Annotated in this window: 10 protein-coding genes; 6 read left to right on the forward strand and 4 right to left on the reverse strand. The window is 71.6% G+C overall.

What is annotated here, in order from left to right; translation table 11 throughout:
* Positions 1-10 precede the first annotated feature (10 nt).
* On the reverse strand, positions 11-721 hold the full coding sequence (locus KBX21_RS24970) for a thiamine pyrophosphate-dependent enzyme (protein WP_210844064.1): 711 nt from the start codon (positions 719-721) through the stop codon (positions 11-13).
* 82 nt (positions 722-803) lie between these two features.
* Entirely contained in the window at positions 804-1,754 is a 951-nt protein-coding gene (locus KBX21_RS24975; protein WP_082206400.1) for a 4-(cytidine 5'-diphospho)-2-C-methyl-D-erythritol kinase, read from the reverse strand.
* A gap of 259 nt (positions 1,755-2,013) precedes the next feature.
* Between KBX21_RS24975 and KBX21_RS24980 the strand changes: the two genes are divergently transcribed.
* On the forward strand, positions 2,014-3,885 hold the full coding sequence (locus tag KBX21_RS24980; protein WP_210844066.1) for a serine/threonine-protein kinase: 1,872 nt from the start codon (positions 2,014-2,016) through the stop codon (positions 3,883-3,885).
* An 83-nt stretch (positions 3,886-3,968) separates the two neighbouring features.
* On the opposite strand, the gene guaA is transcribed toward KBX21_RS24980, so the two are convergent.
* Positions 3,969-5,549: a glutamine-hydrolyzing GMP synthase gene (gene guaA / locus KBX21_RS24985; protein ID WP_049578179.1), complete on the reverse strand. Its 1,581-nt coding sequence runs from the start codon at positions 5,547-5,549 to the stop codon at positions 3,969-3,971.
* Between the two features lie 107 nt (positions 5,550-5,656).
* Positions 5,657-6,670: a UDP-glucose 4-epimerase GalE gene (galE, locus tag KBX21_RS24990; RefSeq protein WP_210844068.1), complete on the reverse strand. Its 1,014-nt coding sequence runs from the start codon at positions 6,668-6,670 to the stop codon at positions 5,657-5,659.
* Between the two features lie 147 nt (positions 6,671-6,817).
* On the opposite strand from galE, the gene KBX21_RS24995 reads away from it, so the two are divergent.
* The 5 genes from KBX21_RS24995 (at position 6,818) to KBX21_RS25015 (ending at position 11,259) form a co-directional block, all read left to right on the forward strand.
* Complete coding sequence (locus KBX21_RS24995; protein WP_210844070.1) at positions 6,818-8,041, forward strand: sensor histidine kinase; 1,224 nt, start codon at positions 6,818-6,820, stop codon at positions 8,039-8,041.
* Positions 8,038-8,733 (forward strand): response regulator transcription factor, encoded by a 696-nt coding sequence (locus KBX21_RS25000; protein WP_210844073.1) that lies wholly within the window; start codon positions 8,038-8,040, stop codon positions 8,731-8,733. The genes KBX21_RS24995 and KBX21_RS25000 overlap by 4 nt, the downstream gene beginning before the upstream one ends.
* Positions 8,734-8,855: 122 nt before the next feature.
* Complete coding sequence (locus KBX21_RS25005; RefSeq protein ID WP_210844075.1) at positions 8,856-9,755, forward strand: ABC transporter ATP-binding protein; 900 nt, start codon at positions 8,856-8,858, stop codon at positions 9,753-9,755.
* Complete coding sequence (locus KBX21_RS25010) at positions 9,752-10,516, forward strand: ABC transporter permease (RefSeq protein ID WP_210844077.1); 765 nt, start codon at positions 9,752-9,754, stop codon at positions 10,514-10,516. The genes KBX21_RS25005 and KBX21_RS25010 overlap by 4 nt, the downstream gene beginning before the upstream one ends.
* Positions 10,513-11,259, forward strand: coding sequence for an ABC transporter permease (locus KBX21_RS25015; RefSeq protein ID WP_210844079.1), 747 nt, complete (start codon positions 10,513-10,515; stop codon positions 11,257-11,259). Before KBX21_RS25010 ends, KBX21_RS25015 begins: the two co-directional genes overlap by 4 nt.
* Positions 11,260-11,282 lie beyond the last annotated feature (23 nt).

Consider the following 11,282-nt stretch of genomic DNA (forward strand, 5'->3'; position numbering starts at 1 on the left):
GGGCTCGCTTTCAGTTTCCGTTGCGGACGCGGGCGACGACGGCCAGCGGCCGTCCGGAGCCGGGGCGGGCGAAGGCGTCGTGGAGGGCGCCGTGGTCGCGGCCCGCGACCTCTCGGGTCTCCCAGCCCTCGACCTCGAACCTGCGTCCGACACCTCCGGGCCAGCCGTGGGTGGCGGAGGCGTTGTCGATGACCACGACGGTCAGGTTGTCGGCTCCCAGGCGCGCGGCGGCGGCGATGGCCTCGTGGTTGCTGCCCTCGTCGAGTTCGCCGTCGCCGACCAGCACCACCACGCGGGGTTCGGTGCCGTCCGGCCTGCGCGCGCCCTGGGCACGCAGACCGAGGGCGGTGCCCAGGGCGAGGGGTAGGCCGTGGCCGAGGGAGCCGCTGCCGATCTCGGCTCCGGGGACCAGCACACGGTCCGGGTGGTGGCCCAGCGGGGAGTCGAAGGAGGTCCAGCCGCGCAGGGTGGACACGTCGAGGAAGCCCTTGGCTGCGAGCACGGCGTAGAAGGCGGCCGGTCCGTGCCCCTTCGAGAGGAGGAAGCGGTCCCGGGCCGGGTCCTCGGCGGTCTCGGGCGAGACGTCGAGGACCCGGTCGTAGAGGACCCAGAGAACGTCGAGGGTGGAGTGAGCGGCGGCTTTGTGCTTCTCGTCACCCTCCATGAGCCCGATCAGCGCCGGGAGGTCGGCGTACCTGGAGAAGGTGGCTGGCGTCGTCATGCGCCCAGTGTTCTTCCTCAACCATGGTTGAGGTCAATGGTCGGAATCCGTCGAATCGCGACACTGGATCCAGTGATTTACGTCACACGATGGTGGTTCCGGGTACGTCGCCGTCAGCCGCGATGACCTGCTCGCACAGGCCGGTGGACCGCAGGGCGGACACCACCCCCGCCTCCCGCTCCGCGACGGCGCCCGGGTCCTCTCCCCCGCCTCCGACCAGGAAGGCGCACGTGGGGCCCGAGCCCGACACCAGGGCGCCGAGCGCCCCGGCGGAGCGGCCCGCGTCCAGGGTCCGGCGCAGCTCCGGCAGAAGCGAGAGCGCCGCGGGCTGGAGGTCGTTGCTCAGGGACGCGCCGAGGGCCACCGCGTCGCCGCTGGCCAGGGCCTTCTCCAGAGCGGCGTCCGGGCGCGGCTCCGGGGCGTCGGGGCGCAGGCGGTCGTACTCGCCGAACACGTCGGCGGTGGACAGTCCGCGCGGGGAGAGCGCGAACACCCAGCGGTACCGACCGGGGCTGGCCATCGGTTCGAGGAGTTCACCCCGTCCGGTCCCCACCGCCGTGTCGCCGACCAACCCGAAGGCCACGTCGCTGCCGAGCCGGGCGGCGAGGTCGAGGAGCCGCTCCCTGGACAGGTCACAGCCCCACAGGCGGTCGCAGGCGACCAGGGCCGCGGCGGCGTCCGCGCTGCCCCCCGCCATGCCACCCGCCACGGGGATGCGCTTGTCGAGGTGGATGTCGACGGGGAAGCCCGCACCCGTCTCCTCGGCCAGCAGGATCGCGGCGCGGGCCGCGAGGTTGCTCTCGTCCAGCGGCACCCGGGCCAGGTGGGACTCGGACTGCCCGGTGGCGGTCAACGCGGTGAGGGCACGCGGCCGACGCGGAGACGCCGCCTTGACGGTAACCTCATCGAACAGCGAGACGGCGTGGAACACGTTCACGAGGGCGTGGAAACCGTCCTCGCGTCTGGGCCCCACCGCCAACTGGAGGTTCACCTTCGCGGGGACCCGCACGGTTACGGTGGTATCAACGGTCACGAGTCCCCAATCGTAAAGGAACCCCCACCTTGCGTGAACACAGACCCCTCCACGGGGTGCGCCGTGTTCACCGCCTCCCACCGGCGCGGACACCCGCGTCCAGGAGGGCGGGGCCACTCGATCCAGGGTTCGTCACCACTGTCATGTCAGTCACCGCCCAACCCTCGAACGACCCAATCCGGTCCGTGAGTGGGAATCAGGGCACAAACACCGCTACCTTGGGGCAAGGCGGGGTTTGGACACCGTCGGGGAGGGTCGCTTGCCGTCGGATGGGCTCCCGAAGAACCTGGAACCGCTGGCCGCCGGAGATCCGGCCACCATCGGTCCCTACGTGCTGTCCGGGAAGCTGGGTAGTGGCGGCATGGGAACCGTCTACCTGGGCAGTACGCCGGAGAAGAACAACCAGGTAGCCATCAAGGTCATCCGTCCGGAGCTCGCCTTCGACGAGCAGACCCGGGCGCGCTTCCGCGACGAGATGGAGAACGCCCGCAAGGTCGCCTCCTTCTGCACCGCCAAGGTGCTCGACCACGGGACGTTCGAGAACCGCCCCTACATGGTCACCGAGTACATCGCGGGCACGGCGCTGGCCGAGCACATCGCGGAGCACGGGCCGCTGGACTCCTCCACCCTGCACGGCTTCGCGCTGGGCGTGGCCGCGGCGCTCGCCGCCATCCACCGCACCGGGCTGGTCCACCGCGACCTCAAGCCCGCCAACGTCCTGCTGTCGCTCTCCGGTCCCCGGGTGATCGACTTCGGCATCGCGCGGGCCATGAACACCGCGACCAACCACACCCAGACCGGCATCGTCATGGGCAGCCCCGGCTGGATGGCGCCCGAACAGCTGCTGGAGGAGAAGGTCACCACCTCGGCGGACATCTTCGCCTGGGGCTGTCTGGTGGCGTTCGCGGGCAACGGCACGCACCCCTTCGGCAACGGCGACGCGATGACGCTGGGCAAGCGGGTGCTGTTCGCGGAGCCGCAGATCGGCAACCTGGACAGTCCGCTGGACCGCCTGGTGACCCGCGCCCTGGCCAAGGAGCCGGGCCGCCGCCCCACCGCCCAGGACCTTCTGCTGGAGCTCGCGGGCGGCGAGGACACCAGCAACCCCAACGACATGGTCTCGCACGCCCTGCACCAGTCCTGGCGGCCCAACCTGCCCCCGATGCCGCCGGGGATGCCGCATCCGGCGCACCACACCATGGCGGGCATGCGCCACCCGGTGCCCGGCCACTACCAGCAGGCCCCGCCGCAGATGCCGCCGCCCCCGCACCAGACCGGCAACTTCACCCGGTCCCAGCAGCACGGGCCGCCCCCGGGACACCCCGTGGCCGGTCACCCGGCCGGGCCTCCTCCCCCGGTCCCCCACAACCAGCAGCGGCCCGCCCCGACGGGTCCGCCTCCGGCGCAGCACCCCGCCGCCACCGGCCCCATCCCCATGGTGCCGCCGCCAGCCGAGCAGCAGCGGGGTCCCCAGCCGTACGTGCCGCCGGTTCCGCCGCCACCGCACCAGCCCGCCGCGCCCGGCAGGAGGGGCGGCCTGTTCTGGGGGCTGCTCGCCGCCGGTATCGGCCTGGTGCTGCTGCTCGTGATCGTGGCCGTGGTGATCCTGAACAGACCCGACGGCGCGGACGAACAGGGCACTCCGCCGCCCGCCAACCAGGGGCCGGACGACTCCGCCCAGGAACCCGACGTGCCCGACGACGGCCTCGGCAACATGGACCCGGACGTGCCCGAGCCCACCAACACCGACGGCAACGCGGTGTCCGAGGACGGCACGGTCCGGTACAGCGCCGAACTCCGCTGCCTGGACTCGATCCCGGGGCGCTCCAGCATCGAGGGCGGCGTGTACTGCGTGGCCGACCTCGCCATGGAGAACCTCGGGAGCGACGAGATCGTGTTCAGCTCGGCCGAGCAGCGGCTGATCACCGACAACAACCGGTGGATCACCGCCGACACCCCCACCTCCGAGGAGAAGAAGGGTTCCCTCTGGGAGCCCGTCTCCCCGGGCGCGGAGGCCAGCGGCGAGCTGGTGTTCAGCGTGAGGTCGGGCGAGGAACCCTCCGTACTGCTCCTCACCCACGCCCAGGACGCCGAGGACACCGCCATCAACGTGTTCGTCAGCCAGGACTGACTCCGCGCGTCCCCGCAGACGACGATCGGGCCCGGCACACACGGTGTGCCGGGCCCGATCACGTCAGGTGGAGCGCCGCGCGGCTACTCCCACTCGATGGTGCCCGGGGGCTTGCTGGTCACGTCCAGCGTCACCCGGTTGATCTCGCGCACCTCGTTGGTGATGCGGTTGGAGATGCGGGCGAGCACGTCGTAGGGCACGCGCGACCAGTCGGCCGTCATCGCGTCCTCGCTGCTGACCGGGCGGAGCACGACGGGGTGGCCGTAGGTGCGGCCGTCGCCCTGGACACCCACGGAGCGGACGTCCGCGAGCAGCACGACGGGGCACTGCCAGATGTCGCGGTCCAGTCCGGCGCGGGAGAGCTCCTCGCGGGCGATCGCGTCGGCCTCGCGCAGGATCTCCAGGCGCTCCCGGTTCACCTCGCCGATGATCCGGATGGCGAGGCCCGGGCCCGGGAAGGGCTGGCGCCACACCATCTCGGGCGGCAGGCCCAGCTCCTCGCCGACCTTGCGGACCTCGTCCTTGAACAGCTCGCGCAGCGGCTCCACCAGGGTGAACTGGAGGTCGTCGGGCAGCCCGCCGACGTTGTGGTGCGACTTGATGTTCGCGGTGCCGGTGCCGCCGCCGGATTCCACGACGTCCGGGTACAGGGTGCCCTGCACGAGGAACTCGACCTCGGCGTCGTCCTCGCCGCTCTCGGCGACGACCTCACGGGCCGCCTGCTCGAAGACGCGGATGAACTCGCGGCCGATGATCTTGCGCTTCTCCTCGGGGTCGGTGACCCCGGCCAGCTCCGACAGGAACTGCTCCTCGGCGTCGACCACCTTGAGCTTGGCGCCGGTGATCGCGACGAAGTCCTTCTCGACCTGGTCGGCCTCGCCCTTGCGGAGCAGGCCGTGGTCCACGAACACGCAGGTGAGCTGGTCGCCGACGGCGCGCTGCACCAGGGCACCGGCCACGGCGGAGTCGACGCCGCCGCTGAGCGCGCAGATCACGCGCTTGTCGCCGATCTGCTCACGGATGCGCTCCAGCTGCTCCTCGACGATGTTGACCATCGTCCAGGTGGGGCGGCAGCCCGCGCCCTCGTAGAGGAAGCGGCGCAGCAGGTCCTGGCCGTGCTCGGTGTGCATGACCTCGGGGTGGAACTGGACGCCGAACAGGCGGCGCTCGGTGTCCTCGAAGGCGGCCACGGGGGCGCCCGCGGTGCTGGCGGTGCTCTTGAACCCGGACGGGGCCTGGACCACGGAGTCGCCGTGCGACATCCACACGCTCAGGTCCTCGGGCAGGCCCTCGAACAGCACGGAGTCGGAGCTGGCGGTCAGCGCGGTGCGGCCGAACTCGCTCAGGTCGGTCCGGTCCACGACCCCGCCCAGGGCGCGCGTCATGGCCTGGAAGCCGTAGCAGATACCCAAGGTCGCGACCCCGGTCTCGAACAGCTCGGCGCCCACACTCGGGGCGCCCTCGGCGTACACCGAGGAGGGGCCGCCGGAGAGGATGATGGCCTTGGGTTTCTTGGCGAGCATCTCCTCGACGGGCATGGTCGAGGGCACGATCTCGCTGTGCACGTGGCATTCCCGGACCCGTCGGGCGATCAGCTGCGCGTACTGCGCACCGAAGTCGACGACGAGGACGGTGTCGAACGTGCTGTCAGCACCAACGGACACGACGGAGGACCTTCCGCAGAAAAATGTGAATGTCCGTCCAGTCTAGGGCGTTGGCCGTGGTCGGGACGCACCGGTGAGTGTGCCGCCCGGCACCCGTACCGGGCGGCTCAGCCCGCGAACCCTCCGGGGTTCCCGGACTGCCAGCGCCAGGCGTCGCGGCAGGCGTCGTCCACCGTCAGCTCCGCCTTCCAGCCCAGGTCCCGGGAGGCGGCCGTGGGGTCGGCGTAGCAGACGGCGATGTCACCGGGGCGACGGCCGGTGACCGTGTAGGGCAGGGCTGATCCGGTGGCCCGCTCGAAGGCGTGCAGGCCCTCCATGACCGAGGTGCCCTGTCCGGTGCCGAGGTTGTAGACGCGGTGGCCGGGGGTATCGGCGAGGTGGTCCACCGCGGCCAGGTGCCCGTTGGCCAGGTCCACCACGTGCAGGTAGTCGCGTACCCCGGTGCCGTCCGGGGTGTCGTAGTCGTCGCCGTACACGCTCAGCCGCTCGCGGCGTCCTGCGGCTACCTGGGCGATGTAGGGGAAGAGGTTGTTGGGGACGCCCTGGGGGTCCTCGCCGATCAGGCCGCTGGGGTGGGCGCCGATCGGATTGAAGTAGCGCAGGGAGATGATCCGCCAGCTCGGGTCGGCGGTGGCGAGGTCGTCCAGGATGCGTTCGGCGAACAGCTTGGTGTTGCCGTACGGGTTGGTGGTCGACAGCTCGGCGTCCTCGACGATGGGTACGCGCCGCGGGTCGCCGTAGACGGTGGCGGAGGAGCTGAGGACGAGGTCGCGCACCCCGGCCGCGTCCATGGTCTCGCAGAGGGTCAGCAGGGCGTCGAGGTTGTTGCGGTAGTAGCGCAGGGGCTGCTCGACCGACTCGCCCACGGCCTTGAACCCGGCCAGGTGGATGACGGCGTCGATGTCGTGCCGCTCGAAGACGCCGCGCATCGCCTCGGCGTCGGTGCAGTCGACCCGGTGGAAGGCGACCTCGCGACCGGTGATCCGCTCGACCCGCCGGAGGGCCTCCTCGTGGCTGTTGACGAGGGAGTCGACGACGACGACACCGTGCCCCGCCTGGAGGAGTTCGACCGCGGTGTGGGTGCCGATGTACCCGGCGCCACCGGTGAGCAGTACGTTCATCATCGCTTCCCTGGGATGGGCGGTGCTGGCCCTCCCAGGATATGGGCCGCGCGGGCCCCGATCGGGTTGTCCACGCCACCATCCGTCACCCGGGTTCGTACCCCGGTATGAGGACGCGGGGCCCGGGCCTGGGTAGCGTGTGGCCCCATGCCCCTTCAGCCCCCGCGCCCGGCACCGGGCCGCCTGAGGTCCTGGGCCCGTGAACACCCGCTCACGACGGACCTGTCCTGGGCCCTGCTCTGGTTCGGCCTGACGGTCGCGACCTGGCCGTTCACGAACGCCTCGGCCTTCGACACCGCCGCCTACCTGGCCCTGGCCGCGGGGTGCTGCGCGGCGTTGGGAGCACGCCGCGCGCGACCGCTCTCCTCGATGGCGGTCCTGGCGGTCCTGCTGGCCCTCCAGGTGTGGTGGACGGGCCAGTTCACCACCCTGTCGGTGGTCTGTGTGCTGGTCACCTCCTACACCTCCCAGACAGAGCTCGCCCCGGCCGGACGCCGCCTCGTCCTGGCGGCCCTGCTCACGGGCACGGCGGGCGCCGTGCTGTTCGTTCCACACACGGTCTTCACGGAGGATCTCGGCGTTCGGGTCACGTCCCTGCTGTTCGGGTGGACGACCCTGCTGATGTTCGCGCTGCTCGGTGCGGTTCGTCGGCACAACCGGGAGGAGGTCGACCGTCTGAGGGAACACGCCCTGCTGCTGGAGACCAAGCGCGAACAGGAACTGAGGCTGGCCGCGCTGGACGAGCGCGCCCGCATCGCCCGGGAGATGCACGACGTCCTGGCGCACTCGCTGAACGTCATCGTCGCCCAGGCCGACGGCGGTCGCTACGCGGCGAGCACGGCACCGGAACGGGCGGTGGCGGCATTGACGACGATCGGCCGGGTGGGGCGCGAGTCCTCCCGTGAAGTCCACCGGCTCCTCGGGGTACTGCGTGAGGACGACCCGCGCCCGCCCCGCCCCGCGCCCGGCCTCGAAGCGCTCGTCCCACTGGTGGAGGAGTACCGGGAGGCGGGACTGCGCGTGCGTCTGGTCCGGGAGGGAGACGGGCCGGGGGACGACGCGCAGGACCCGCCCGCGAGTGTCTCGCTGACGGTCTACCGCCTGCTGCAGGAGTCGCTGGCCAACGTCCTCAAGCACGCGGGGCCGGTGGCCGTACGGGTCGGCCTGGTCCGGACGCCGGGGAGGATCGCCGTCAGCGTGGCCAACCCGCTCGGCACCGTTCCGCTCGGGCCCGGCGAACGGCCCCACGGGCACGGGCTGGTCGGGATGCGGGAGAGGGTGGCACTGCACGGCGGCAGCTTGGAGGCGGGGGTGGACCCGGCGTCCGGGACGTGGCGGATGCGGGCAGTGGTCCCCTGGGAGCAGGCTTGATCCGGGTGGGGCTCGCGGACGACCAGCGGCTCTTCACCGCGGGCGTGGCGATGGTCATCGACTCCCAGCCCGACATGACCGTGCGGTGGGAGGCGGCTGACGGGGCCGAGGCGGTCGGTCGGCAGCGCTCCGATCCGGTGGACCTGCTGCTCATGGACGTCCAGATGCCGGGGACGGACGGCCTGACCGCCACCCGGGCCCTGGTGGACGCGGGCGCGACGTGCCGGATCGTCGTACTCACCACCTTCGACACCGACGAGTACGTGATCGAGGGGATCGAGGCGGGCGCCGCCGGATTCCTGCTCAAGAACACGGACCCCGAGGAACTGTTGGCCGCGCTGCGCACCGTGCACCGGGGCGACTCCGTGATCTCGGCGAGTTCGACGAGGCGGCTGATCGGGCACGTGCGTCCGCTGCTGGGCGGGCGTCCGGGTCCCTCGGTGGCTCTCTCCCGAACCTCCCTGCGGGCGCTGGAGTCCCTGACCCCCCGGGAGCGGGAGGTCCTCACGGCGGTGGCGCGCGGGCACACGAACACGGAGATCTGCGAACTCCTGGTGCTGTCCATGCCCACGGTCAAGACGCACGTGGGCAGCATCCTGGCCAAGACCGGCGCGCGGGACCGGGTCCAGGCGGTGCTGTTCGCCTTCCGGACCGGGCTCGTCGGCCGGGAGGACCTGCTGCGGGGCGCCTGAGCGGGCCGTTCCGCCCCGGTGGGCCCGCCGCCTCCTACCGTGGGACGGGGCGGTTTCCGGTACCGCGGTCCGATGCGCCGCACGGGCCCGTGGAGGGAGTCTCCTCGGTGGAAGGAGGCTCCATGAGTCATGTCATCACCACCGAGGGTCTGACCAAGGTCTACGGGTCGCGTACGGTCGTGGACTCCCTGGACCTGCGGGTCCCCGAGGGCTGTGTCTACGGGTTTTTGGGACCGAACGGGTCCGGCAAGTCCACCACGATGAAGATGCTGTTGTCGCTGGTACGCCCCAGCCGTGGCGGGATCAGCGTCCTGGGGCGCCCGGTCGACCGCCGCAACCGACACGAGGTGGCGCCGCTGATCGGTTCCCTGATCGAGTCGCCTCCGGGTTACGGGCACCTGACGGGGCGCGAGAACATGGCGATCGTCCGCCGGATGGTCGGTCTCACCGACCGCCAGGTGGAGCGCGCCGTGGCGACCGTGCGGCTCGGCGACCACATGGACCGGCAGGTCCGCGCCTACTCGCTCGGCATGAAGCAGCGGCTGGGGATCGCCATGGCGCTCGCCCGCGAGCCCAGGCTGCTCGTCCTGGACGAACCCACCAACGGGCTGGACCCGGCGGGGATCGAGGAGATCCGCGACCTCCTGGTGTCGCTGGCCGACGAGGGGGTGACCGTCATGGTCTCCAGCCACCTGCTCGACGAGGTCGACCGGATGGCGTCCGTCCTGGGGATCCTCGGCCGGGGGCGGCTGGTCTTCCAGGGCACCAGGAGCGAGCTGTTCGATCGCAGCACCCCGGACCTGATCGTGGACACCACCGAGCCCGAGCGGCCCCTGGCGCTCGGCCTGTCGGCCGCTCGGGTGCCCGAGGGCCTGCGCCTGACCGGGGTGGGAGACGACGGCACCGCAGACCTGGTCCGGCTCCTGGTCCACCACGACGTCCCCGTGCACGGGGTGCGCCGGGTCCGCCGGTCCCTGGAGGAGGTCTTCATGGATCTGACCGGACACGAGGGGCTCTCGTGATCCACACGGCCGTGGGCCTGGAGCTGCGCAAGACACGCCGACTTCGACTGTGGGCGCTGTGCCTGGTGATGGTGGTCGCCGTCGTCGTCCTGACCACGATGAACCTGGGATCGGAGTCGACGCGGGCCGGGTTCACCGATCCCGGCGCCCAGCCGTGGGAGCAGCTGTTGCTCAACCAGGTCCTGATCACGGCGATGACCTCGCCGATCCTGGTGGCGGTGCTCGCGGGCCGCCAGGTGGAGATCGAACACCAGGGACAGGGGTGGATCCTGGCCAGGGTGAGCGGTTTCGGCCCGGGACTGCTCTGCCTGGCCAAGGCCGTGGTGGTCGGTGCCGCGCTGACCGTGACGGTGGCGGCCCAGTGCGTCCTGGTCGTCGCGGCCGGGGCGGTCGCCGGGATCGGGTCCGCCCCTCCCCTGGACCTGTGGGCCCGGTACGGGCTCTGTCTGGTGTCGGTGCACCTGGCGGTGCTGTGCCTGCACCTGTGGCTCGCTGCCCGGGTCGACAACCAGCTCGTGGGGCTGGGGGTGGGGCTGCTCGGCGCGTTCTACGCGGTCACCTCCCTGCTCATGCCCGTCCAGGCGGCCTACTTCCTGCCCTGGGGTTACTACGCGGCGATCTCGCCGCTGGCGATGGAGGGGAACCACCTGGTCGCGGCGGCGCCCGCCGGCTGGCCGTTCGCTCTCTTCCTGTGCGCGTCCGCGGCCCTGTTTTGGGCTGCCTGTCGGCGCTTCGACCGCGGCGAGGGAGGTCCCGCGTGATCGTCGCCGAACTCGCCAAACTGCGCCGGTCGGCCCTGTGGGTCGTCTCGGTGGTGCTGCCGGTGCTCGCCGTCACCGCCGGGACGCTGAACTACGCCGGCAACCAGGGAACCCTGTCCTCCGGGTGGGGTCCCTACTGGTCCCAGGCGGTGCTCTTCCACGGGCTGTTCTTCATGGCGATGGGGGTGGCGGTTCTGTCCTCGGCTTCCTGGCGCATGGAGCACAGGGGGAACAACTGGAACCTGCTCATGTCCGCCCCCGTCCGTCCTGCGGCGATCGTGGGCGCCAAGATCCTGTCCCTCACCCTGGTGGTGGGGGTGATGCAGGTGGTGATGCTGCTCCTGGTGGCCATGACCGGGTCACTCGTGCTGGGGCTGGAAGGGACCCTGCCCTGGGAGTACGCCCTCGTGGCGCTGCTGGGCGTGGTGGCCGCCCTGCCGGTCGTGGCCGCGCAGTCACTGCTGTCGATGCTGATCGGCTCGTTCACCCCGCCCGTCGCCCTGGGGCTGCTGGGATGCGCGATCGGGACGGGGGTCCTGCTCGGCGGCCAGGGCGGCGTCCTGTCCCACACGGTCCCGCACTCCGTGCTCACCTCGGCGCTGTTCGTGGGAAACAGCGCGGTCTCCGACACGACGGGCCCCGACCCCGCCGCCGTGGTCGCCATCGTCTTCTCAGCGCTGGCCCTGACCGCGGCGCTGTGGGTGCTGTCCGCGTTCGTGCTGTCCCGCCGGGACGTGCCCTGAGGAAGGTCCGCTGAACAGGAGGG

It is taken from the genome of Nocardiopsis sp. B62, assembly GCF_018070675.1.
GTDB lineage: Bacteria > Actinomycetota > Actinomycetes > Streptosporangiales > Streptosporangiaceae > Nocardiopsis > Nocardiopsis prasina.

Coding starts and splice junctions, on each gene's coding strand:
- KBX21_RS24995 (WP_210844070.1), top strand. CDS start 6,818: ATGCCCCTTCAGCCCCCGCGCCCGGCACCGGGCCGCCTGAGGTCCTGG.
- galE (WP_210844068.1), bottom strand. CDS start 6,670: ATGAACGTACTGCTCACCGGTGGCGCCGGGTACATCGGCACCCACACC.
- KBX21_RS25005 (WP_210844075.1), top strand. CDS start 8,856: ATGAGTCATGTCATCACCACCGAGGGTCTGACCAAGGTCTACGGGTCG.
- KBX21_RS24970 (WP_210844064.1), bottom strand. CDS start 721: ATGACGACGCCAGCCACCTTCTCCAGGTACGCCGACCTCCCGGCGCTG.